We start from the raw sequence: 23097 nt of genomic DNA on the forward strand, positions 1-23097 counted from the left end.
GTTTTTATATTAATAGTAGAGACATTCTTTGTTTTATGATTGATGAAATCAAAGAATGAGTTAAGACCACTTTGGATGGTGGTGAGTGGGGAGAGACCTTTTGAGATTAGAATTCTGATTAGGATGAGGGCGATAATGGTAGAAATAATACCTAGACAAATTTGTTTTAAAAGAGTTATTTTAGCCGGTTCTGTATAAGCTTCATCTTGAGATATTGTACAAATTCTAAATTTTGGATTGATAGTTGCGCTACATAATACATCATATTTTTTTCCTTTATCATCATAAACTTGAAATAAGGCATTTGGATTTTTTGGATTAAGATAATACTGCGGATTAGAATTAATTACATTAGTAATATTAATACTTAATGAATTTTTTGTTAAAATTCTATCTGGAAATTCATGAAAATAGATATCTCCATCTGGACCATAAACTGCAGCATAAGAACTTGCAGATTTTCCTAAAGCTAAAACATCTTTAGAAAATTGTTCTAAAGCATAATCACCACCAACTGCTCCTACTTGTTTTCCATTTTTATATATAGGCATTGAATAAGTTAGTCCAGAAACTCCATCTGTAGCGGACTTATAAGGACCATACACTATCGCCTTTGTTGCTCCTTTAGCTTCTTTGTACCATCCTGCATCTTTCAAATTAAAGGTTTTAGAATCAAATATTCTTCTGTCTGATAAAAGTACTCTTCCAGAATTTTCAAAACCTAAAAAAACAAGTCTAAAACCAAAAGCTTCCTTAAAAGATTCTAGTAAAGTAAAAAATTGCTCGTCACCAGCCCCATTATCTAGTTTATTTTGAACTTCTTTGGCTAAAACTTCTACAGCATGTCGCCTACTTCCACCATAACTAGCAAAAACTGTTCTAACATCTTCTACAATTTTAAGCTGAAGATCTTCTAGCAATTCACTAGTATTATTTTTTGAATCAAAATAATTGAATGCACTTATAATTGTTAGTATAATTGTGATTAATATACCTACATATAAGGTCAGTTTTAAAGATACACTAAAAGACTTATCACTTTTCATAAAATTAAACCTTTTTTGAAAATATTAAAAAACAAAACTCGTATTATATCAAAAAAAAATAAAAATAAAATTTAATTCTTTATAAAATAATCTCCATCAAAACTAATTAAAGAATATTGCCTCTCATTTCCAATACTTCCAACAAGCTCTTCTATACTTAAAAAAGTTAAAGAATCAGCTTCAACATGTTTTCTTACTTCTTCTATGTTTTTATTAGCACTGATTAATTCTTCAAAAGTTGGAGTATCTATCCCATAAATATCTGGAAATTTAATTTCTGGGCAAGCAACAGCTAGATGAATTTTCTTTGCTCCTGCGGCACGAAGTAAAGAAACTATTTTTTTAGAAGTGGTTCCACGAACTATACTATCATCAATCACTACAATTTCTTTACCCTCTAAAACTTTACGCATAGGATTGAGTTTTAATTTTACTTTTAAATTTCTTAACTCTTGAGTAGGCTCTATAAAAGTTCTTCCTACATAATGATTTCTTACTATGGCCATTTCAAGAGGAATTTTTAAATATTGAGCAAAACCTATAGCAGCACTCACTCCACTATCTGGAACAGGAACAACAAAATCAGCTTTGTGGGAAAATTTTCTAGCTAAAGATTCACCCATTTTTTTACGAATTTCATAGACACTTTTTCCTTCTACAATACTATCAGGTCTTGCAAAATAAACATACTCAAAGGCACAAATTCTAGGAGTTTTTGCCTCTAATTGTATGCTTTCAAATTGGTCATTTCCTTGGGTAAAAATAATTAATTCTCCAGGTTTTACATCGCGTATAAATTCTGCTTCTATGAGATCAAAAGCACAAGTTTCGCTTGCAACTATATATCCTCCATCTTTCAGTCTCCCTAAAGATAAAGGACGAACTCCGTAAGGATCTCTTGCTACATAAAGTTTATCTTTACTTGCTAAAACAAAACAATAAGCTCCGATACAATTATTTAAACTCTCGATAAATCTATCTTGCAAATTTTCTTTTTTGCTTCTTGCGATTAAATGGACAACATTTTCAGTATCCATATGAGTTTGAAAAATCGCTCCATCTTGGATTAATTGATTTCTAATTTCTTCTTTATTGACTAAATTTCCATTATGTGCTAAAGCAATATCACCTAAAACACAATTTGCGGCTATAGGTTGAGCATCATCTAAGCTAGAATTACCCGCTGTAGAATAGCGATTATGTCCTATAGCAATTTCTCCTTGTAGGGTTTGCAAATTATGAGGATTAAAAATTTGACTCACCTCTCCTTTAGCTTTAATGGTTTTGATATTTTTACCGTCACTTACACTGATTCCACTTGCTTCTTGTCCTCGGTGTTGCATAGCAAATAATGCATAATATGCATAAGTACTTGCATTTTTTGAATTGATTACTCCTACAACTGCACACATATTTAAATTCCTAAAAAATCATTGATTGAATATAATTTTGGATTTTGCTCTTTAAGCCAAATTGCGATTTTAATAGCACCTTTAGCAAAAGTTGCTCTTGAAGTTGCAACGTGACTTAATTCCAAAAATTCTCCATCTTCATAAAATCCTACAGTATGACGACCCACTATATCACCACCCCTTAAACTCATAACCGCTATTTCATTTTTATCTCTTTCTCCGATGATACCATCTCTTGTGCTAACTCTGACTTTTTCAAAATCTAAATTTCTAGCTTTTGCCGCGTTTTGAGCTAAAGTCATAGCTGTTCCACTTGGCGCATCTTTTTTATGACGATGATGCATTTCTACAATTTCAATATCAAAATTTTCAAGCATGGCACTTGCTTTACCTACAAGATGATTTAAAACAGCGACACCTAAAGACATATTGGTTGCATAAAATATTGGCATCGTTTTACTTAAATCATTTATCAAATCTATCGTCTTTGAATCAAGTCCTGTTGTCCCTATTACTAAAGGCTTAGAATTTGTTTTTGCGTAATTTAAAAGTTCATAAGTGCCTTCAGGGGAAGAAAAATCAATAATCACATCACTTTTCTCAAAAAGTTTGTTTATATCATCGCCTTTATCATAAAGCATAGCCGTTTTTGCATTATTTTCATTTTCTAAACATTCTTGAATTTGCTTTCCCATACGACCTTTAGCGCCGTATATTCCTATACTGATCATATTAATTACCTTTTAAAATAAATATTTATTCTATCATTTATTCCATAAATTTCTACATAATCATTTCTTTTTCAATTTATCTAAATTTTCCAATAACTTTTTTTCCTCTCCAATCCCTTTACTTTCATAAAATTTTAAATTCCTGCTCAAATATTTTTGTTCAACCCACCCTCCAAAATCATGAGGATAAAGATAATTTTTCCTTTCAGGATGGTTGTTATTAAGATAGTTTGGAATGTCTAAAGCCTCGTTGTTTTTAACAAAATCTAAAGCCTTATTGATAGCTTTATAACTTGAATTTGATTTTAAAGTACTCGCTAGATAAACCACGCATTGGCTTAAAATGATACGTGCTTCAGGATATCCTATATTTTTTACTGCTATAAGTGTGGAAGTAGCTAGATTGAGGGCATTTGGATCTGCATTCCCTATATCTTCGCTTGCAAAAATGACTAAACGTCTAGCTAAAAAATCTGCACTTTCTCCCGCATCAATCAATCTTGCAAGATAATAAAGTGCCGCATCCACATCACTTCCGCGCAAGCTTTTAATCATAGCACTAGCTAAAATATAATGTGTATCTTTTTGACTGACTCCTTCACTATTGACACCATTTCTAAGTTTTTTTAGATTGTTTAAGGTGATATTTTTAGGATCTAAAACCAAGGCAAATTCAAGCAAATTCAGCATAGATCTTGCATCAGCACTTTTGATCAAGAAATCTTTAGCATCATCATCCATTTCAAAATCAAGCTTTTCTTGGGCTCTTGTCAGCAAAATTTCTAAATCTTTAGCCTTGAGTGTTTTAAATTCAAAAAGCATGGAACGACTTCTAATACCAGAGCAAAGAACAAAGTAAGGATTTTCGGTGCTTGCACCTATGATAATGCAACGATAATTTTCCATAGGAATAAGTAACATTTCTTGCTGAGTTTTATTAAGACGATGAATTTCATCGATAAAAATTAAAGGCTTGTAAAGACTATTTTTATATTGATCAATTATTTTTCTAAGCTCTTCAAGCTTAAAATTACCTCCATCAAATTCATAAAAATCTAATCCAAAATCTTTAGCTACCGCTCTTGCGAAAGTTGTTTTTCCGCATCCTGCCACGCCAAAAAATAGACTATGAGGTAATTTTTGCATAGCAATAAATTTTTTAAACACATCGACTAGATCTTTTTGTCCTATGATTTCATCTAATCTTTTAGGACGCAATTCTAAAGCTAAACTCATCAGTTTAAATCTAAGCGTAACAATTGGTTACCATTAATTTTAAGTTGAGGGGTTGCATTATTGTCATAGGAAAAATTCATCATAAATCCATTATCATTTTTTATAAAATATTGATTTAATCCTCCAAAAAATTGTCCCCAAGAAAATATTTTATCCGGTTCTTCTGTGCTAAAAATTTGGATTGAAGCTTTATTATTTTTTTCTGATATGAAAGTATTTCCATCGATATCGATATTTTGTTTATCCTTTGTTATTTTTAAATCTATAATTTGCAAATTCAATCCGTCTTTAAAAAGAGCACTAAAGTCAAATTTATTATAAGAGTATTTGGCTATTTTATCCAAAATAATATCAAAATCAATTTGATCAAAATCTACATTTTGATAAAGTTTTGAACTTGCATCAATGAGTATATTATTTGCTTTTCCTCGAAAATGAATTCTTAAATTATTTTCATCATTAAAATGAAGTATATTTTTGCTATAAAATGAAGATATTTTGTTGTTATTTAATACAAAAGAATTAAAACTTATTTCTTCTATACTTTCTTTAATTTGCATTATATTGGATAGTGGTATTGGGTGATTGAAATTTTGCTTATAATTGAAATTTTGCATAGAAAATTTCGTGTAAAATTGTGAAAACTGAACTTTACCTATGCTTAAATGGATATTTGTAGCTTTCATATCTTGATCCATTGCGATTTGCATAGAAGCATTTTTTAATAAAGTATCTCCACCTTCATCACTTAAATTAATATCCTGAAATTGTATTAATAGGTTAAAATTATTTTGATCCGGTTTGATTGTAAATTGAGCTAATTGCTGATTTTTCAAACCCTTGGCTAAGAATTTAAAAGGGTTGCTTATAGTTCCTTGTGCGATACAATTTGCAAAATAATTGTTGTTGAAAATTAAATCAACTTGAGAAGAAAATCCTAAATTTCTTTTGTCTTTTATGGTAAAATTTGCTTTTGAATATAAAAAACCTTTCTGAAAAATAAAATCTTCAATTTTATAATCAAAATTTTGATTTTTAATAAGTTGATTAAAAATTCTTTCATTTACATACCCTGTATAAAAAATTTGAGTAATGAAACAAAAGGCTATTATAAAAGGAATTATTAGTAATTTTTTCAATTCCATTGCTCCTTAGCAATATTTAAATGCTATTTTACAAATTCCTTGCTAAAAAAACTTTAAAAATTAATAGGAAATATCAAAAAATAAGTGATAAAATATTTTTGTTCGCAAAAAAGCGAACAAATAAATCAATAGGCCTTTTTATAGCATTGAATTTCTATTTTTCTAGCCACTGGAATAGCTGGGGTATTTGGAGTAATTGGCATACCATAGAAAATTTTACTTTCTAGAAAATCGCCTACTTTTAGATCTTTAAAAGTTCCTTCTTTGTCAGTGCCAAAAATTCCACAATCATCCATTTCAATTTCTGTATTTGGTAAAACTTTAATCGCCATCTGTCCTCCATAAATAGAATCTATAAGCAAGGTTTTATTGTTATCATAAACTTGAGCAATCGTACCTTCAAGTTTTACACTATCAGCCAAAAGTATTGTGCTTGTTAAACAAGCCGCTAAAAAGAACATTTTTTTCATGTAAGATTTTCTCCTTTGTTTTAAAATAAAATCATTGAAATGATAAAAAAATAAAGTGAAATAAGTGTGAAATTACAAATTTTGATTTCATACTAATTAAACATTTTAATCAATCGGAGTTATAATCTCCAGGTTTTGGGTGAAATTTGATTCCAGTTTTTACTTATAAAAATTATATTAACTTTGATTATTAAGCTATATTTTAAAGAATTTATAAAAATATAAGTGTTTTTTTGTATTATTTTGTTTTGCTTTAAAAATTTATAAATTAAAACTCGCAAAAATATTTTTTTATTAAAAATCAACATTGTAAATAATTCTGAAATATTAACGGAGAGATAATGCATAAAAAACATTCTTTACCTGAACTTACTTTTAGAGGACTTTTGTTAGGAAGTATTTTAACGATTATTTTTACAGCGTCAAATGTATATTTAGGGCTTAAAGTGGGTCTTACTTTTTCATCCTCAATTCCTGCTGTTGTTATTTCTATGGCCGTGTTAAGTTTTTTTAAAAATTCAAATATTTTAGAAAATAATATGGTTCAAACTCAAGCCTCTGCAGCCGGAACCCTTTCGTCTATTATCTTTGTTATACCTGGACTTTTTATATGCGGATACTGGAATGAATTTCCTCTTTGGCAAACTTTTATGATCTGTCTATGTGGAGGGGGATTGGGAGTTATTTTTACTATACCTTTAAGAAAAGCCATGGTAGTTGAAAGCAAACTCGCCTATCCAGAAGGTAGAGCAGCAGCTGAAATTTTAAAAATGGCAAATAAAGATCAAGAAATAAAAAAAGGTAAAAAAGGTGTTAAAGAAATTGCTTTAGGCGGAATTATCGCGGCCACTTATAGTCTTTTTAGTAGCGGTTTTAAATTGATTGCAAGTGAAAGTAGTTTTGCTTTTATATGGAATAAAATGGCATTTGGATTTTCCATGGGTTATTCTTTAGCACTTTTAGGCGCAGGTTATCTTGTTGGATTAGCAGGAGCCATAGCACTTTTAGTTGGAATGTTTTTAGCTTGGGGAATTTTGACTCCATATCTTTCAAGTTTTGAATTTGATGGGATTAAAAATGCAACAGAACTTGCTTCAGAAGTTTGGAGTGCTAAGGTTAGACTTATAGGCACTGGCGCTATTGCCATAGCTGCACTTTGGACTTTGATAGAACTTTTAAAACCTGTATTTGACGGAATTAGAGAAATTATTCGCAATGTTAAAAATCCACATACAAATAATAACGATTCAAGAAATACGGATTTATCAATAAAAAATATTTTCATACTTTTTTTATTGATGGTTGTAGGACTTTTTATAACTTTTTATAGTTTTGTGGGTGATGCAAAATTAAATATTTTTTACCATTTTCTTTTTGCAATAGCTGGAACTTTAATCGCGGTATTAATAGGCTTTTTTGTTGCTGCGGCTTGTGGATACATGGCAGGACTTGTAGGATCATCTTCAAGTCCTATTTCAGGCATAGGATTAATTGGTATTATTGCATCTTCAATTATCTTTTTACTTTTGGGGGCAGAGCTTTTTAAAGATCCTGTTCTTTCAAATTTTGCTATTGCTTTAGCCATTTTTACCACAAGTGTTATTTTGGCAACCGCAGCAATTTCTAATGATAATTTACAAGATTTAAAAACGGGATATTTAGTAGGTGCAACTCCTTGGAAACAACAAGTTTCTTTGCTTGTAGGTTGTATTTTTGGTGCTTTGGCCATCGTTCCTGTTTTGAATTTGCTTTATCAAGCTTATGGTTTTGTTGGAGCCATGCCAAGAGCTAACATGGATGCTTCTTTAGCTTTAAATGCACCACAAGCCAATTTAATGAGTACTATTGCTAAAGGAATATTTAATCATAATATAGAATGGGATTATATTATTTTTGGTGCAGGTATAGGGATAATAATTATTATTGTTGATAAAATTTTAAGAAAAGCAAAGATGTCTTTGCCACCATTAGCTGTGGGTATAGGAATTTACTTACCTCCTGCTGTTAATATTCCTTTAATTATTGGTGGAATTTTAAAATATTTTATTATGAAATATTTGGAAAAAAAATATGAAAAAAATTCTAAAAAAGAAGAAAAAATAGCCTTATGTGAGCAAAATGGTATTTTATTTGCTTCGGGGTTGATTGTTGGAGAAAGTATATTTGGAGTTATTATTGCCGCGATCACAGTTTTTTCTGTTGGTATGGGTGGAGATGAAAACATTTTAGCTTTAAATTTTGAAAATCTTCATAATAGCGAGTTGTTAGCTTTTATATTTTTTGTAGGAGTTATATTTTATTTTGTTAGAAGAATAATTAAAAATAGATTTTAGGTAGTTTATGGAAAATTTTTATGCTTTAATATTGGGAATTATTGAGGGTTTGACTGAGTTTTTACCTGTTTCTTCAACTGGCCATATGATTTTAGGTGGAACAATTTTAGGGCTTGAAATGAATGACTTTTGGAGAAGTTTTTTAATCATTATACAGCTTGGATCCATTTTAGCTGTTATTTTTGTTTTTTGGCAACGTTTGATTCAAGGATTTGATATTTGGTTTAAACTCGCAGTTGGTTTTTTCCCCACAGGTTTAATCGGTCTTTTTGTTGAAAGATATTTAAAAGAATTATTTAACGGATATATAGTTGTTACTATGCTTATTATTGGAGGTATAATATTTATTATTATAGAAAAACAACATAAAAATAAGAGTTACAAGGTGACTTCACTTGATAAAATCAGTTTTACGAAAGCCTTTTGTATAGGAATTATCCAATCTTTAGCTATGATACCAGGCACTTCAAGAAGTGGGGCAAGTATTATCGGAGGGCTATTATTGGGATTAGATCGTAAAAGTGCGGCAGAATTTAGCTTTTTACTAGCTATTCCAACGATGATTATAGCTACAGCTTATAAAATTTATAAAGAGCCTAGTTTACTTAGCGACGCTAATTCTTTGGTCCCCTTATCAATAGGATTTATTACTGCTTTTGTGGTTGCGGTTTTTGTAATAAAATTTTTCCTGAAATTCATTACAAAATTTAACTTTATTCCTTTTGGAATTTATAGAATTATTTTAGGAATTTTGTTTTTTTATTTGTACTATAGTGGAATTTTAAATTCTGGGAATGAATTTTAAATTATAGAGTGTTATTTAAAAAATTATTCTAAAGCAAAGCCGAATTTAAAGAAAATTAAGCCATACAAAGATAAAATTGCTAAGTTTAAATTCAAACTCACAGAGTTAGTGAGCTTAATAAGGTGAATTTTATTTATGGAAAAAGAAATTATTGCATTTTTAGATACTGAAAAAATAGTTGATTTACAAAGCGTTCAATCTAAAAACAACCTAAAAGAAGTCTATTTTGATAATTCTAAAGAGAGTTTAGAAGTGATACGCCATTCTTGCGCTCATTTAATGGCGCAAGCAATTAAAAGTTTATATCCGGAAGCTAAATTTTTTGTAGGTCCTGTTATAGAAGATGGTTTTTACTATGATTTTCGCGTGGAAAATAAAATTGGTGAAGAAGATTTAGTAAAAATTGAAAAGAAAATGAAAGAGCTTGCTGAAGCTAAAATTGAAATCGGTAAATATGAAATAAGCAAAAAAGAAGCTTTGCAAAAATTCCAAAATGATGATTTAAAACAAGAAGTATTACTTCGAATTCCTGATGGACAAGTGAGTATTTACACTCAAGGTGATTTTGAAGATTTATGTCGAGGTCCTCATGTACCCAATACAAAATTTTTACGTTTTTTCAAGCTTACTCGCGTTGCCGGAGCGTATTTGGGTGGCGATGAAAAAAGAGAAATGCTAACGCGTATTTATGGAACCGCTTTTGCTGATAAAGAAAGTTTAAAAGAATATTTAACGATTATAGAAGAGGCTAAAAAAAGAGATCATAGAAAATTAGGAACTGAACTTAAACTTTTTACTTTTGATGATGAAATAGGCGGAGGACTTCCTATTTGGTTAAGCAATGGTGCAAGGCTTAGATCAAAACTTGAACATATGCTTTATAAAATACATCGTTTGCGCGGCTATGAACCCGTAAGAGGACCAGAACTTTTAAAAGCTGATGCTTGGAAGATTAGTGGGCATTATGCAAATTACAAAGAAAATATGTATTTTACTCAAATTGATGAACAAGAATACGGCATAAAACCAATGAACTGCGTTGGACACATTAAGATTTACCAAAGTGATGTAAGAAGTTATCGTGATTTACCCTTAAAATTCTTCGAATACGGAGTAGTGCATAGACATGAAAAAAGTGGGGTTTTACATGGGCTTTTTAGAGTGAGAGAATTCACCCAAGATGATGCTCATATTTTTTGTATGCCAAGCCAGATTAAAGAACAAGTTTTAGAAATTTTAGCCTTTGTGGATAATTTAATGAGATTATTCGATTTTAGTTATGAAATGGAAATTTCAACCAAGCCTGAAAAGGCTATTGGTGATGATGAAATTTGGAATATGGCTACTAAAGCTTTAAAAGAAGCCTTAGATGAACAAGGTTTGAAATACGGTATTGATGAAGGTGGCGGGGCCTTTTATGGACCGAAAATTGATATTAAAATCACTGATGCATTGAAAAGAAAATGGCAATGTGGGACCATACAAGTGGATTTTAATTTGCCAAGCCGCTTTAAACTTGAATACACTGATAACAATAACGAAAAAAAACAACCTGTCATGCTCCATCGTGCTATTTTGGGTTCTTTTGAAAGATTTATAGGAATTTTAACCGAGCATTGTGCTGGAGAATTTCCATTTTTCATTGCTCCAACTGCTGTTGGAATTATACCGATTTCCGATTCTCACCTTGTTTATGCTAAAGAAATACAAACAATGCTTTTAAAATTAGATATTGACAGCGAAGTATATGAAAAAAATGAAAGCTTAAGTAAAAAAATTCGGACAGCGGAAAAACAAAGATTGCCTATGATTTTAGTTTTGGGTGATGATGAAGTAGCAAAGCGTAGTGTTGCGCTTAGAGATAGAAGGGCTAAGGAGCAAAAAAATCTTAGTCTGGATGAATTTATTAATTTAGTTAAGGAGAAGATGAGTGAGGTACATTTTTGAGTAAAGAAAAAGAAGTATTGCTTAATGAAGATATACAAGCGGGTGAAATCAGATGTATAGGTGATGATGGCAAGGTTTATGGCATTATTAGTAGTGAAGAAGGTTTAGAAATAGCTAACAAGCTAGGACTTGATCTTGTTATGATAGCTCCAGATGCTAAACCGCCTGTATGTAAGATTATGGATTATGGAAAATTCCGTTATCAGCAAGAAAAGAAACAAAAAGAAGCCAAGAAAAAGCAAAAAGTTATTGATATAAAAGAAATTAAACTTTCAATTAAAATTGCCCAAAATGATATCAATTATAAGGTTAAACATGCACTTGAATTTTTATCTCAAGGTAAGCATGTAAGATTTCGCGTATTTTTAAAAGGTCGAGAAATGGCTACTCCTGAAGCCGGGATAACTTTACTCGAAAAAATTTGGACTATGATAGAAAATGAAGCAAATCGCGATAAAGAGCCTAATTTTGAAGGACGTTATGTCAATATGCTTGTAACGCCTAAAAAATCTTAATGGGTTTTTAATGCCAAGAGAAAATTTGATACAAAATGTAAATCAACAAGATTTTGAAGTGTTTTTTTCAAATCTAGTTCCTACAAATAGAACTTTAGACTTTTACGTTGATTTTAACAAATGTTTAAAAAACAAAAATGAAATTTCTTATCAATTATATAAATTAAATTATTTGCTTAATAAAGAAAATTTATTAGAAGCTATAAAATTTATTTTTAATCGTGAAGGTTCAGAAGTTTTCAATATTCTCAACTTGCTTATAGCGGTTAGAGATAATCGAGAAAATATTATTTTTGACAATCAGTTTGTAGAAATAAAAGAGTGTTTTAAAACTCCTGAATCAGTTTATAAATTTATTCAAGATTCTGGTCTTGAAATAATTTTTAAAGATAATATTAAAGATTTAAACGATTATGTTTTTGGAATAGAAGTTGGTATGGATACTAATGCTAGAAAAAATCGTAGCGGAAAAAACATGGAAAATTATTTCGAAAACTTACTTTTAAGAGAAAAATTTATTAAAAATAAAGATTTTTATACCCAAGTTAAAAACAACACGCTTGATGAAAATGTAAAGAAAATATTAGGTATTGATGTTAAGAAATTCGATTTTGTAATTCGAACTAAAAAAAATAACTATTATATTGAAATTAATTTTTTTGGAACTAACGGATCGAAACCAAACGAAACCGATAGATCTTATATATCAATAGCTCAAAAATTTCAAAATTTAAAAAATGATCATTTTATATGGATTACGGATGGGTATGGATGGAAAAATTCTAAAAATACTTTAAAAGAAGCGTATAGTAAGGTTTGTATGTATAATCTAGCAAACTTAAATTATTTTATAGAAAAATTAAAAAATGAAAATATATAAAATAGATAATTCTTTTCAAATTTATGAAGGAAATTGTTTAAAAATCTTACCAAAACTTGATTATGAATTTGATTTTATATTTGCAGATCCTCCTTATTTTTTATCCAACGATGGCTTAAGTATTCAAAATGGTAAAATTGTAAGCGTAAATAAAGGGGATTGGGATAGAGGTTTAAAATCTAAAGAGATTGACGACTTTAATTACACTTGGTTAAAACTTGCTAAGGAAAAATTAAGTCAAAGTGGAAGTTTATGTATAAGTGGAACCTATCACAACATTTTTTCAATTGGAAAAATGTTACAAGATTTAAATTATAAAATTCTAAATATTATCACTTGGCAAAAAACTAATCCGCCTCCTAATTTTTCCTGTCGTTATCTTACTCATTCAACAGAACAAATTATTTGGGCTAGAAAAAGTAATAAACATAAACATATCTTTAATTATGAGTTGATGAGAAAAATTAATAATAATAAACAAATGAAAGATGTTTGGCAATTTAGTGCTATTGCTCCTTGGGAAAAAATTAACGGAAAACATCCTACACAAAAACCCTTGGCTTTACTCGTGCGTTTAATTGCAATGGCAAGCAATTCAGATAGCATTATTTTAGATCCTTTCTCTGGATCAAGTAGTACTGGAATTGCGGCAAATTTATTAAGACGTAGATTTATAGGAATTGAGCAAGAAAAGGAATTTATTGAAATTTCATTAAAACGAAAAAAAGAATTAATAAATAAGTCACAAATAATACAAAAAAAAATTAAAGATTTTAAAATTATTACAGAACAATGCGAGAAAATCCTGCCTTTTTAAAAGAACAAATCATCACTTATCTTGGCAACAAAAGAGCTTTGTTGGATTTTTTAGAACAAGGTTTTAAGTTTGCCAAAAAAGAACTCAAAAAAGATAAATTTAGCTTTTGTGATATCTTTAGTGGTTCAGGTATAGTAAGCCGTTTTGCTAAGTCTCATTCAAATTTTATAGTTGCTAATGATTTAGAAGATTATTCTAGGGTAATTAATATGTGTTATCTTAGCAACCAAGATGAAAGCTTAAAAGATCATTTATCTACTTTTTATAAAAAACTTTTATCAAATATCGTGTTTGAAAAAGGTTTTATAAGTGAGTTATATGCTCCAAAAGATGAAAAAAAAATTCAAAAAAATGATCGAGTTTTTTACACCATAGAAAACGCTATATACTTAGATACTTTAAGAAAAAAAATTGATCAAGAAATTCCAAATGAATTTAGGCACTTTTTTATCGCACCGCTTTTATATGAAGCAAGTGTGCATTCTAATACAAGTGGCGTTTTTAAAGGGTTTTATAAAGATAAAAACGGAATAGGTAAATTTGGCGGTGAAGGAGAAAATGCTTTAAAACGGATCAAAGGTAGAATTGATTTGAAATTGCCAATCTTTTCAAATTTTCATTGTCCTTTTCTCGTGGAACAAAAAGATGCTAATGATGTGGCCAAAGAAATGGATCTTTTAGATGTGGTTTATCTTGATCCACCTTATAATCAGCATCCTTATGGATCAAATTATTTTATGCTTAATTTAATCGCAAATTACCAAAAACCGATTGAAATTTCTCAAGTCAGTGGAATTCCAAAGGATTGGAATCGAAGCATTTACAATAATGCTAAAAGTGCTGAAGATGCTTTATTTGATCTCATTTCTCTTCTTAAAGCAAAAATTATTTTACTTTCTTATAATTGCGAAGGTTTTGTAAAAAAAGAAAATTTTATAAAACGCTTAGAAAAGTTAGGAAAATGCCATATTATCGAACAAAAATACAATGCTTTTAGAGGAAGTAGAAATTTAAAAAATCGTGCTATTTATGTAAAAGAGCAATTGTATATTTTGATAAAATAATTTATTCTTTTCCGTCAAGTATAGGTACAAAAAGACATTCTTCGAGAATTTCTTTTTGTAAATTTGTGCCGTTTTTAGTGATTCTTGTGATAAATTGCTTTCCATTGTGCAAAATCGGAGCTACTAAAATTCCTCCATCTATAAGCTGATCAAGCAAAATTTCAGGAATCTGTGTGGCATAAGCAGAAAATAAAATCCTATCATAAGGTGCATAATTTTTCCATCCATTTTGCCCATCATCAAAACGAACGTTGATGTTGCTAAATCCTAAATCTCTAAAAGTTTGTGAAGCACTTTTGGCTAGTTTTTCTATGCGTTCTATAGTAAAGACTCTTCGAATCACACGACTTAGAATAGCAGCTTGGTAACCACTGCCGCATCCTATTTCTAAAACGCTATCTGCATCTTTAAAATTTAAAGCCATAGTCATTTTTGCAACAGTTAAAGGAGAGCTAATCCATTGAGAATTAGCTAAAGGTAAGGCATCTAAACGATATGCATGTGCTTTTAAAGGAGAAAAAATTTCACGTGGGACTTGGCAAAAAGCATTAAAGAGCTCTTCATTGATAAAAATTTTTTGTGCGATTTCTTCAGCCATCATCTTGCATCGTTTTTGTTCAAATGTGTTCATTATTTCTCCTAAAATAAAGAAAAATTGTAACGAATAATGTTTTGAAATTTGATTAAAAATAAAAATTTATTTCTTTGATTAAGTGTTAAAATTTTGTTGAATTAAAAATATTTTTAAGTGTTAAATATGGATTGATGATTAAAGCATAAGTTATTTAAGCAAATTTTTTAAAAGCGTAGAATGATCCTTTTGTTGCATAAAAGTACTTTCTTCTTCTAACTTAAGCTTGTTAAAATCTTTAAGCTTTTCTAAATCTGCTTTAATATTGTTCCAAAGTATTTTTAAAAGCGTAGGATCGCTAGAATTGGTTGTATTCTTTTTGTCTTTTTCTAATTTTTTTACATTTTCTGTAGCTTTTGCATAATCAAGCTTTAAGTTATTGTTAAAATAAGCAGGAAAGCTACTTGTTGTGCCATCATCTAAAACTTGAAATAATGCTATATTGATAAAAGCATCAAGATTTTCTAAATCCTTAAAATCACTATTTTGTATTTTATTTAAAAAATCTTTTCTTTCTTCTGTACTTAAGTTTTTTTCTGTAGTAAAGAGAAATTTATAGTCTCTGTCAAAATCCATAAAATCAAGTGGATCGTATTTCTTATAATCTAATTTGTTTTTTGAGATAAAATTGGCAGCAGAGCTTAAATTTTTACCATCTATAGTATGAATATCTGCTTGTATATAAAAAGTGTCATTTAAATCTATTTTTATATCACTTATATATGCTCCTTTGCAATAAATATTTACATCTTCTAAAGGTTGTTTTAAAAATTCGATAATAAAACCTTGTTCTTTTTTACTTAAAGAATTAAAATCTATCGCGTTACCATCAAGATCTTTAATATTTTCTAGATATTTAGAAAGCTCCTTTTTAACATAATCATCAGAATTATCACAAAAAAGCATTTCTAACTCATCTTTTTTTAAATTCTTATTTTCATCTTTAAGAAGTATTGTTTCTATTTCTTTATCTAAAATTTTTTGCCAGTCTTCAGTACTTTGCCCCCAGCCGCTTGTTATAAGCTCTCCACGTTCGTAGCAAAGCGCTTCATTTGTTAAGATGAAACCACTATTCATTTAATAAACAACCTTTAATATTTAATTATTTCTTATTTTTTTGTAAAACGAGCATTACTTTGAAAACTTTATTAAGTAATTTTCCTATAAGCTTATTTTTCACAAAATTATATGAGTCTATATCATCAACAAATTCAATTTATTTTTGTAGATCTTACTACAAGATTAAAATAGCTTAAGCAGATATATCTAAAAGCTGATCTTTTTTACTAGTATCTGCTTGATTATCAACATTTGTAGAATTGCTAGTATCTTTGCTTACCTCGATATTTTTTTCTTTGTCTTCTTTGTTTTCTTGTTCGAGTTTTGCTTCTTCAAGTTTTAACAAAGGTTTTGCTGTATAACGCAAACTTGTATCAATAACTTGATTGCAACATTGAGAATATATTAACCCCACAATATATCCTTTAGTGATATATGCAAATACCTAATTTAGCACAAGCTTGATGTTGATAAATTGGTTGACTGATAGTTTGATAATTATGAAAATCTTTGCAAGTTAAAATTCTACTTTGTTTTGAATTGTTAGTATTTTCGTTGCTATTATTTGAAGCCAAAGCAACACTAGATAATAATGCTAAACCTAAGGTAATTTTTTTCATTTTAAACCTTTTCTATGATTAAAATTTCGGTATTACAAATAATTATAATATTAAAAAATTAATTTGATATTAAAATTAGGAAAAGATAAAAATTTTAAAAATTTAAAGTTTAAGAAAAATTACTCATTTATCAATCAGATCCAAAATCGCATTTTAGTGTTATTACAATTTGAAAAAAACAAATAGTAGAATTATGTGAGCGTGGTTAGATAGAATTCATCGCTATTATTCTAATGTGTTTTTGTAAATTTGCAAGCAATTTTTTGTTAATTTTTTTAATTTTTTGGAAAGTTTGATTTTATATTTTTCTTTATTTTCTAATGATTTTTCATCTAATTTTGAAATTTGATTTTTTGTATATAAGGCGATTTGTTTAATATTATCTTGTTTGTTAAAAATTTTGCCTTCTTTAAAAACGCATTTTAAAAGCTCTTGTCTTTGTAAATTTCCATCAAGTTTTATTAATTTTTCATCGTAAATATAAAGTTCATCAAAAAGCATTTTTTGGCTTTTTTTATCATAAATTCTAAAAAGTTTTTTAAAATGAGGTATAGTTGTTTTGTGCTTATCTTCGCTGATTTTAATTTTTGGTTTAGCGATATGGTTTTCTTCTATAGCTACGAGTTTATAAACACAACCAAAAATTGGATCGCTTGAGGCAGTGATTAGTCTTTCACCAACTCCAAAGGCATCGATAGGCGCTTTATTTTTAAGAAGTTTTTCTATGCTTTTTTCATCTAAAGAATTTGAAACAATGATTTTACATTCTAATAAATCATTTTCATTCAAAATAGCACGAATTTCTTTACTCAATCTTTCCAAATTTCCAGAATCAATACGTACTCCACACTGCTTGATTTTAAATTTCTTAAATGCTTTTATGGCATTGTTTAAGCCTTGTTTATAATCATAAGTATCAATAAGCAAGATGGGGTTTTTAGGATAAAGTTGCAAATAATGACAAAAAGCCTTAAATTCATCATCAAACATTTGTACCCAAGAATGAGCCATAGTCCCGCTTATATTGATATTGTATTTTTTTCCGGCTAAAGTACAAGAGCTAGAAATACATCCACCTATGATAGCAGCTCTAGCTCCTTTAATTGCAGCGTCACTTCCATGCGCCCTACGCGATCCAAATTCAAAAACAGGGCGATTTTTAGCTGCTCTTACTATACGATTTGCTTTTGTAGCGATAAGGCTTTGATGATTGATATTTAATAATAAAAAGGTTTCTAGCAATTGTGCTTCTATAGCATTAGCCTTAATAATCATCAAAGGTTCATTAGGGAAAATAATTTCACCTTCTTGTACAGAGTAAATTTCTCCATTAAATTTAAAATGCTCTAGGTATTTTAAAAAAGCCTCACAAAATATATTTTGTGATCGCAAATAAGCTATATCTTCTTGATTAAAATGTAAATTAGCAATGAAATCTAATACATCACTTAAACCAGCAAATATGGCAAACGAACCTTTGTCTGGAACCTTCCTAAAAAACACATCAAAATAGCAAACCTTATTTTCAAAACCATTTAGAAAGTATCCTTGCATCATGGTGAGTTCATAAAAATCACAAAACAAGGCCAAATTAGATTTTTTTTTAGAAAAATTCTCCATCAATTTGCCTAATTTTTAAAAATCATCAAAACTAATACTGCCTTTTGAGTAGTTCGTCACCTTGCTTTCAAAAAAATTGCTTTTTTGATCGTTAAATTTAGAAAAATCATCCACCCATTTAATAGGATGTTTGGCATTGTAAATTTTTTCAAGATTGATAGCTACTAATCTTTGATCTACCAGATAATGGATATATTCTTCTATAATATCATCTGTAAAGCCCATAATCTGATTTTGAGTGATATATTTTCCCCATTTAATTTCTAATTCCCCAGCTCTTTTAAACATTTCATAAATTTTTTTGATATTTTCTTCATTGAAAAGATCTGGTCTTTCTTTACGTGTTGAATTGATCATATTTTGAAATAAAAGCAAATGAGTGATTTCATCTCTTTGTATAAAGCGAATCATTTGAGCCGAACCCAACATCTTTCCGGCACGAGCAAGGGCATAAATTGCGGTAAAACCGCTATAAAAATAAATTCCTTCTAAAATTTGATTTGCCACCATAGCAAGTAATAATTTATTGTCATCTACATCGCCGGCTAATTCTTCATAGATGTTAGAAATAAAATCATTCTTTTCTCTTAAGGTTGCATCGTGTTTTTCCATTTCATAGATCAAATCTGTGTTATCACAGATTGCTTCTACCATAACTGCATAAGATTTTGAATGATTAGCTTCTTCGTAAGCTTGTCTTGCTAAAACAGCATTGATTTCAGGTGCGGTGATATAAGGGTTTATATTATCAGCTAAATTATTGGTTTGAAAACTATCCATAGAGATAAGTTGTGACCAAACTAAATCATACATTCTTTTTTCACCAGAAGTTAAATTGCAACGATAATCAAGAGCATCTTTAGTCGTGTCAACTTCTTTTGGAAACCAAGTATTTGCTTCCATTAAATCCCAAAGTTTTAAAGCCCAAGTATATTTTGCTTTTGTAAAATTGAGAATTCCATGTGGATTGCCATCAAAAACCTTTCTATCATTTAAAGTTTCATTTGAATTAGGATTATAAATTCTTTTTCTTTGCATTTTAAACCTTTCTTACAATACAGCTTTGAGTTAAAATATCGTGTAAATTAAGGGAATCTTTTCTAAAAAAACTAAAAATAACTCCTATTAATAAACCAAAACTTATAAAAAATACAATATATCTTAATATAATTTTTAAAAAAGAAAGCCTCTTGCCGCTTTTAAATTCAATCAAATAAAGATCATATGCTTTTAAACCTGGACTTTGTGCAGATTTTTGCAAAAATAAAGCCTGTATGAAACCAAAAAGAAAAGAACATAGGGCTGTAACAAAACCATTGTGCAAAAAAGCGTCCTTAGAGCCCAGCAAAAAATAAAATAAATACAAAATAGGAACATAAATTAAAAAAATATCTATAACAAAAGCTTTAAATCGCAAAAAACGCGAAGCTATTTTTGCTTTTGTTTTCATTAATTGCCACGACTTCCAGGTTTTATCGCTTTACTTCCTTGCTTACAAAGCGGACATTGTTCATTGTCATAAATTTCAAAATCAAAATTTCCTAAAGTAAAAAGAGGGATATGACTAGGAAGTTTAGCGTTTTCTTTCGCTTGTGTATTTAAATTTTTTACAGCACAAAAGCCACGATTTGCTAAAGCTGCAAAACCAACAACAATACCTCCAAGACTTTCTATAATTTTTGCACTTTCTAAGGCACTACCACCTGTGGTAATGATATCCTCACAAACGATAAATTTTTCACCCTGCTTAATTTCAAAACCGCGTCTTAGAGTCATTTCACCATTAACTCTTTCAGTAAAGATAAAGCGTTTATTGCAAGCCCTAGCTAACTCATAACCTGCTAAAATACCTCCTAAAGCCGGAGAACAAATGGTATCAAATCCGGTTAAATGACTCGAAATAATTTTAGCTAACTCTTTACAAAGCTTTTCGGCCAAAGCGGGATCTTCTAAAACTTTAGCGCTTTGAAGATAAAATTGAGAGTGTTTGCCCGAACTTAATAAAAAATGGCCCTCTAAATAGGCTTTACAATCTTTATAGACTTCTTCTAAGTTCATCATTAAACCTTTAAAAGCTCAACTTCTTTATTTTTCACACTTTCATCAATCTTATTCACGTAAGAATCTGTAATCTTTTGAACTTCATCGTAAGCTTTTTTAGCTTCATCTTCTGAAATCGTTTTATCTTTTTCAAGTTTTTTAATGCTATCATTAGCGTCTTTTCGGTTGTTTCTTATAGAAACTTTCGCTTTTTCGCCCATAGCTTTAGCATGTTTAACATTTTCTTCTCTTTGCTCTCTAGTCATTGGAGGGAAAAATAATTTAACACTTTCTCCATCATTATTTGGATTTACCCCAATATTTGCTGCCGCAATAGCACTTTCTATAATTTTTAACATAGGTTTTTCCCAAGGAGTGATACTAATGGTTGAAGCATCACTTGCTAAAACAGTTGCAACTTGGTTTAAAGGGGTTTGGGTTCCATAATAATCCACGCTGATATGATCTAAAATGTGGATATTTACTTTTCCTGTTCGTAAAGTAGTAAAATCTTTTTTAAGTGCTTCTAAACTCTTTTCGCTTTGAGTTTTTTGTTTATTTAAAATTTCGCTAATCATCAAACCCCCTTTATTTAGTCGTATTTATATCGTTTGGAATTTTAGGAGCATTTGGAACCATTGATGAGCTGGTAGAATTTGGAATGCTAGGAACAATCGGAGTATTTGGGACGCTTGCATTGCTTTCGACTTTAATTTTTTCTGCTAAAGAATCTTTTTTTGCGTGATTATATAAATATCCTAAACCTATAGTATTTGCAATCAATAAAACACCCATTATGAATGTAAATTTAGCTAAAAAGCCCGCAGGTCCTTTTGCACCAAAAAGACTTTCATTACTCCCACTATATGTTCCAAGCCCTATACTTGAACTTTTTTGAAGTAAAACGGCTATACAAATAACAATAACGATAATAAATTGTAAAACGGTTAAAAGAGCAATCATAAATTCTTCCTAATAATTCTAGTATTTTTAAGTCAAACATTTTATCGAAATAAAGCTTGAAAAGATTTGAAATTGATTGTAATTTTTGTGGATTTACCACAAAAATTATTTTCTCTTTTGTACAATTAGAGGCAAAAATGTAAAAATACCGTCCCACATGGTCTCAAAAACACCATATGCTGCTTCCATTGGAGTGTCATAAGACTTTGATTTTATATTATTAATCTTGCTTAAAAGCATGTTTAATAAACTTAATAAGAATGCAAATCCAACACCTAAAACTACGAGATTGTTTAAAAGGCCAAGGAAAAAATTAACGATTACAACTATAACAACACCTAAAATATCTCCTATTATCATTTGGTATTTTAGTGGTATTTCGGGTATCATAGATAATACTATAAAAATGAAACTCAATATAGCATAGATTTCAGTTATAACAATAATTCCAGAAGGTATAAGACTGCATGCGGGCGCTAATCCTAAGCCCATAACAAAGGCACAAATGAAAAGTCCAATGTAATTTAAAGGAGCTTTTTTTCCTATCAAGTCTGAACAAAGATTGGTAACTGTCACCATTACAAACACTCCACCAAATCCGGCCGCTATTCTAGATTGTATCGAATCCGACATTCCCATTCGTTGAACTAGTTCATTGTAAAGTGGCATTAGGGAAATTCCTATATAAGTCCCTATTATGGCTATTAAAAATGTCAGAGCTATAAATAAATATACTTGAACAAAAAAACTTTTGGAAGCCGGTGCTCTATCTTCCTCCCAAATGTTTTCCATTTCTCTTCTATGGATCTTAATTTCTTCGCGTGCTTTCTTAAATCTTTCTTCTAGCATGCTTATTTCTTATTATGAGAATTTTTATCACCAGACATTCTAAATTTATCTACTATTAAAACTTCTTAAAATATTAAGCAAACTTATAAATAGATTAACAAAATCAAGATAAAGTGCTACAGCCCCTTCAATTGGAGTTTCATAGTTTCCGCGAATAATATTTTGAGTATCATAAAGAATGTAAAATGAAAACAATATCGCAGCCACTGCTGAAATAATCAAATTCAATAAACCACTTCCCATAAATAAATTAAGAACTGAAGCCGCAAAAACAACTAAAAAGACTATAAATAAAGCTTTCCCCATCATTGTAAAATCTCTTTTAGTATTCATAGCAAATACACTAAGTCCAGCAAAAGCTACAGTGGTTAAAGCAAAAGCTTGAGCCACGATAACACCCCCTGCAGGTAAAGCAAGAACGGAAATAAGTAAAGGCGTGAGTGTTAAACCTGAACAAAAAGTAAAACCAAAAAGCAAAATCAAATTAAGCGGAGCTTCTTTCTTTTTAAACTGTAAAGCAAAGAATAACCCTATTTCTACAGCAAAAAGTATCCAAAAGGTTATTTGTGATTGTATAAAAAATGATGCTAGAGCGAAAATTCCTACATAGGCACCTACTGTGGCTGCTAAAAGCGAAGCAGCGAAAAGCTGATATGTTTGTTTTATGAAAACACTAAGTTCACTTGTTCTTGTATTTTCAAATTCACCTGATTTTAAATAGTCTCTATCATAAAGACTCATATAATTCTCCTTGTTATTAAAAATAATTATTTCTAAATTTAATAGAATTCGAAATTTAACATAATAAGATTAATGTAAAGTTATTTTAATTTTTAAAGATTTAATATTTATAATTTTTAGTATATGGATTTTTTGTTATAATCTCGAACGATTTTTTACTTTAAATTATTTTT

Annotated in this window: 24 protein-coding genes and 2 pseudogenes; 7 read left to right on the forward strand and 19 right to left on the reverse strand. The window is 29.5% G+C overall.

Annotation, left to right across the window (positions count from 1 at the left end; translation table 11 throughout):
* The 7 genes and pseudogenes from CQA76_RS09455 to CQA76_RS07430 form a co-directional block, all read right to left on the reverse strand.
* Nucleotides 1-104: pseudogene (locus CQA76_RS09455) on the reverse strand (hypothetical protein); the annotation flags it as partial.
* A 201-nt stretch (nt 105-305) separates the two neighbouring features.
* A pseudogene (locus tag CQA76_RS07405) lies at nt 306-1046 on the reverse strand (cache domain-containing protein); the annotation flags it as partial.
* A 71-nt stretch (nt 1047-1117) separates the two neighbouring features.
* On the reverse strand, nt 1118-2458 hold the full coding sequence (gene purF, locus CQA76_RS07410) for an amidophosphoribosyltransferase (RefSeq protein WP_137622768.1): 1341 nt from the start codon (nt 2456-2458) through the stop codon (nt 1118-1120).
* A gap of 2 nt (nt 2459-2460) precedes the next feature.
* Nucleotides 2461-3189, reverse strand: coding sequence for a 4-hydroxy-tetrahydrodipicolinate reductase (dapB, locus tag CQA76_RS07415; protein WP_137622769.1), 729 nt, complete (start codon nt 3187-3189; stop codon nt 2461-2463).
* A gap of 60 nt (nt 3190-3249) precedes the next feature.
* Nucleotides 3250-4425, reverse strand: coding sequence for a replication-associated recombination protein A (locus CQA76_RS07420; protein WP_137622770.1), 1176 nt, complete (start codon nt 4423-4425; stop codon nt 3250-3252).
* A complete protein-coding gene (locus CQA76_RS07425; RefSeq protein WP_137622771.1) occupies nt 4425-5564 on the reverse strand; it encodes a hypothetical protein in 1140 nt (379 codons plus the stop codon). The genes CQA76_RS07420 and CQA76_RS07425 overlap by 1 nt, the downstream gene beginning before the upstream one ends.
* A gap of 131 nt (nt 5565-5695) precedes the next feature.
* Nucleotides 5696-6040, reverse strand: coding sequence for a hypothetical protein (locus tag CQA76_RS07430; RefSeq protein ID WP_137622772.1), 345 nt, complete (start codon nt 6038-6040; stop codon nt 5696-5698).
* Nucleotides 6041-6378: 338 nt separating this feature from the next.
* Between CQA76_RS07430 and CQA76_RS07435 the strand changes: the two genes are divergently transcribed.
* From CQA76_RS07435 to CQA76_RS07465, 7 genes are all read left to right on the forward strand, one after another.
* Entirely contained in the window at nt 6379-8373 is a 1995-nt protein-coding gene (locus CQA76_RS07435; protein ID WP_137622773.1) for an OPT family oligopeptide transporter, read from the forward strand.
* A 7-nt stretch (nt 8374-8380) separates the two neighbouring features.
* Nucleotides 8381-9178, forward strand: a complete 798-nt coding sequence (locus tag CQA76_RS07440; protein ID WP_137622774.1) for an undecaprenyl-diphosphate phosphatase — start codon at nt 8381-8383, stop codon at nt 9176-9178.
* A gap of 135 nt (nt 9179-9313) precedes the next feature.
* The gene (gene thrS, locus CQA76_RS07445) at nt 9314-11125 is read left to right on the forward strand and encodes a threonine--tRNA ligase (protein ID WP_137622775.1); all 1812 of its coding nucleotides are present in this window, start codon (nt 9314-9316) and stop codon (nt 11123-11125) included.
* Nucleotides 11122-11640 carry a translation initiation factor IF-3 gene (infC, locus tag CQA76_RS07450; RefSeq protein ID WP_137622776.1) on the forward strand — a complete coding sequence of 173 codons (519 nt, stop codon included), beginning with the start codon at nt 11122-11124 and terminating at the stop codon, nt 11638-11640. The genes thrS and infC overlap by 4 nt, the downstream gene beginning before the upstream one ends.
* A gap of 10 nt (nt 11641-11650) precedes the next feature.
* Complete coding sequence (locus CQA76_RS07455) at nt 11651-12520, forward strand: DpnII family type II restriction endonuclease (RefSeq protein ID WP_137622777.1); 870 nt, start codon at nt 11651-11653, stop codon at nt 12518-12520.
* The gene (locus CQA76_RS07460) at nt 12507-13337 is read left to right on the forward strand and encodes a DNA-methyltransferase (RefSeq protein WP_137622778.1); all 831 of its coding nucleotides are present in this window, start codon (nt 12507-12509) and stop codon (nt 13335-13337) included. The genes CQA76_RS07455 and CQA76_RS07460 overlap by 14 nt, the downstream gene beginning before the upstream one ends.
* Nucleotides 13313-14401, forward strand: coding sequence for a DNA adenine methylase (locus tag CQA76_RS07465; RefSeq protein ID WP_137622779.1), 1089 nt, complete (start codon nt 13313-13315; stop codon nt 14399-14401). Before CQA76_RS07460 ends, CQA76_RS07465 begins: the two co-directional genes overlap by 25 nt.
* Before the next feature lies 1 nt (nt 14402).
* On the opposite strand, the gene CQA76_RS07470 is transcribed toward CQA76_RS07465, so the two are convergent.
* From CQA76_RS07470 to CQA76_RS07525, 12 genes are all read right to left on the reverse strand, one after another.
* The gene (locus CQA76_RS07470; RefSeq protein WP_137622780.1) at nt 14403-15032 is read right to left on the reverse strand and encodes a protein-L-isoaspartate(D-aspartate) O-methyltransferase; all 630 of its coding nucleotides are present in this window, start codon (nt 15030-15032) and stop codon (nt 14403-14405) included.
* Between the two features lie 150 nt (nt 15033-15182).
* Nucleotides 15183-16109: a hypothetical protein gene (locus tag CQA76_RS07475; protein WP_137622781.1), complete on the reverse strand. Its 927-nt coding sequence runs from the start codon at nt 16107-16109 to the stop codon at nt 15183-15185.
* A gap of 175 nt (nt 16110-16284) precedes the next feature.
* Entirely contained in the window at nt 16285-16506 is a 222-nt protein-coding gene (locus tag CQA76_RS07480; protein ID WP_408608983.1) for a hypothetical protein, read from the reverse strand.
* 10 nt (nt 16507-16516) lie between these two features.
* The gene (locus tag CQA76_RS07485) at nt 16517-16711 is read right to left on the reverse strand and encodes a hypothetical protein (RefSeq protein ID WP_137622782.1); all 195 of its coding nucleotides are present in this window, start codon (nt 16709-16711) and stop codon (nt 16517-16519) included.
* Nucleotides 16712-16936: 225 nt separating this feature from the next.
* The gene (locus CQA76_RS07490; RefSeq protein WP_137622783.1) at nt 16937-18331 is read right to left on the reverse strand and encodes a nicotinate phosphoribosyltransferase; all 1395 of its coding nucleotides are present in this window, start codon (nt 18329-18331) and stop codon (nt 16937-16939) included.
* Nucleotides 18332-18346: 15 nt separating this feature from the next.
* Complete coding sequence (locus CQA76_RS07495; protein WP_137622784.1) at nt 18347-19369, reverse strand: ribonucleotide-diphosphate reductase subunit beta; 1023 nt, start codon at nt 19367-19369, stop codon at nt 18347-18349.
* 1 nt (nt 19370) lies between these two features.
* Nucleotides 19371-19781: an RDD family protein gene (locus CQA76_RS07500; RefSeq protein ID WP_137622785.1), complete on the reverse strand. Its 411-nt coding sequence runs from the start codon at nt 19779-19781 to the stop codon at nt 19371-19373.
* Nucleotides 19781-20389 (reverse strand): orotate phosphoribosyltransferase, encoded by a 609-nt coding sequence (gene pyrE, locus CQA76_RS07505; RefSeq protein ID WP_137622786.1) that lies wholly within the window; start codon nt 20387-20389, stop codon nt 19781-19783. Before pyrE ends, CQA76_RS07500 begins: the two co-directional genes overlap by 1 nt.
* 2 nt (nt 20390-20391) lie before the next feature.
* A complete protein-coding gene (frr, locus tag CQA76_RS07510) occupies nt 20392-20949 on the reverse strand; it encodes a ribosome recycling factor (protein ID WP_137622787.1) in 558 nt (185 codons plus the stop codon).
* 10 nt (nt 20950-20959) lie between these two features.
* Nucleotides 20960-21334: a preprotein translocase subunit SecG gene (gene secG, locus CQA76_RS07515; RefSeq protein WP_137622788.1), complete on the reverse strand. Its 375-nt coding sequence runs from the start codon at nt 21332-21334 to the stop codon at nt 20960-20962.
* Between the two features lie 105 nt (nt 21335-21439).
* Entirely contained in the window at nt 21440-22183 is a 744-nt protein-coding gene (locus CQA76_RS07520; protein ID WP_137622789.1) for a Bax inhibitor 1 family protein, read from the reverse strand.
* Between the two features lie 45 nt (nt 22184-22228).
* Nucleotides 22229-22924 carry a Bax inhibitor-1/YccA family protein gene (locus CQA76_RS07525; protein ID WP_137622790.1) on the reverse strand — a complete coding sequence of 232 codons (696 nt, stop codon included), beginning with the start codon at nt 22922-22924 and terminating at the stop codon, nt 22229-22231.
* Between the last annotated feature and the right edge of the window lie 173 nt (nt 22925-23097).

The organism is Campylobacter aviculae (assembly GCF_005406215.1).
Lineage (GTDB): Bacteria > Campylobacterota > Campylobacteria > Campylobacterales > Campylobacteraceae > Campylobacter_D > Campylobacter_D aviculae.

What these genes read in the sequence shown, in the direction of transcription:
- CQA76_RS07440 (WP_137622774.1), top strand. Translation starts at nt 8,381, where the DNA reads ATGGAAAATTTTTATGCTTTAATATTGGGAATTATTGAGGGTTTGACT.
- CQA76_RS07465 (WP_137622779.1), top strand. Translation starts at nt 13,313, where the DNA reads ATGCGAGAAAATCCTGCCTTTTTAAAAGAACAAATCATCACTTATCTT.
- pyrE (WP_137622786.1), bottom strand. Translation starts at nt 20,389, where the DNA reads ATGAACTTAGAAGAAGTCTATAAAGATTGTAAAGCCTATTTAGAGGGC.
- CQA76_RS07430 (WP_137622772.1), bottom strand. Translation starts at nt 6,040, where the DNA reads ATGAAAAAAATGTTCTTTTTAGCGGCTTGTTTAACAAGCACAATACTT.
- CQA76_RS07475 (WP_137622781.1), bottom strand. Translation starts at nt 16,109, where the DNA reads ATGAATAGTGGTTTCATCTTAACAAATGAAGCGCTTTGCTACGAACGT.
- CQA76_RS07470 (WP_137622780.1), bottom strand. Translation starts at nt 15,032, where the DNA reads ATGAACACATTTGAACAAAAACGATGCAAGATGATGGCTGAAGAAATC.
- purF (WP_137622768.1), bottom strand. Translation starts at nt 2,458, where the DNA reads ATGTGTGCAGTTGTAGGAGTAATCAATTCAAAAAATGCAAGTACTTAT.
- CQA76_RS07420 (WP_137622770.1), bottom strand. Translation starts at nt 4,425, where the DNA reads ATGAGTTTAGCTTTAGAATTGCGTCCTAAAAGATTAGATGAAATCATA.
- CQA76_RS07525 (WP_137622790.1), bottom strand. Translation starts at nt 22,924, where the DNA reads ATGAGTCTTTATGATAGAGACTATTTAAAATCAGGTGAATTTGAAAAT.
- CQA76_RS07490 (WP_137622783.1), bottom strand. Translation starts at nt 18,331, where the DNA reads ATGGAGAATTTTTCTAAAAAAAAATCTAATTTGGCCTTGTTTTGTGAT.
- CQA76_RS07485 (WP_137622782.1), bottom strand. Translation starts at nt 16,711, where the DNA reads ATGAAAAAAATTACCTTAGGTTTAGCATTATTATCTAGTGTTGCTTTG.
- CQA76_RS07520 (WP_137622789.1), bottom strand. Translation starts at nt 22,183, where the DNA reads ATGCTAGAAGAAAGATTTAAGAAAGCACGCGAAGAAATTAAGATCCAT.
- secG (WP_137622788.1), bottom strand. Translation starts at nt 21,334, where the DNA reads ATGATTGCTCTTTTAACCGTTTTACAATTTATTATCGTTATTGTTATT.
- dapB (WP_137622769.1), bottom strand. Translation starts at nt 3,189, where the DNA reads ATGATCAGTATAGGAATATACGGCGCTAAAGGTCGTATGGGAAAGCAA.
- CQA76_RS07495 (WP_137622784.1), bottom strand. Translation starts at nt 19,369, where the DNA reads ATGCAAAGAAAAAGAATTTATAATCCTAATTCAAATGAAACTTTAAAT.
- frr (WP_137622787.1), bottom strand. Translation starts at nt 20,949, where the DNA reads ATGATTAGCGAAATTTTAAATAAACAAAAAACTCAAAGCGAAAAGAGT.
- thrS (WP_137622775.1), top strand. Translation starts at nt 9,314, where the DNA reads ATGGAAAAAGAAATTATTGCATTTTTAGATACTGAAAAAATAGTTGAT.
- CQA76_RS07460 (WP_137622778.1), top strand. Translation starts at nt 12,507, where the DNA reads ATGAAAATATATAAAATAGATAATTCTTTTCAAATTTATGAAGGAAAT.
- CQA76_RS07500 (WP_137622785.1), bottom strand. Translation starts at nt 19,781, where the DNA reads ATGAAAACAAAAGCAAAAATAGCTTCGCGTTTTTTGCGATTTAAAGCT.
- CQA76_RS07455 (WP_137622777.1), top strand. Translation starts at nt 11,651, where the DNA reads ATGCCAAGAGAAAATTTGATACAAAATGTAAATCAACAAGATTTTGAA.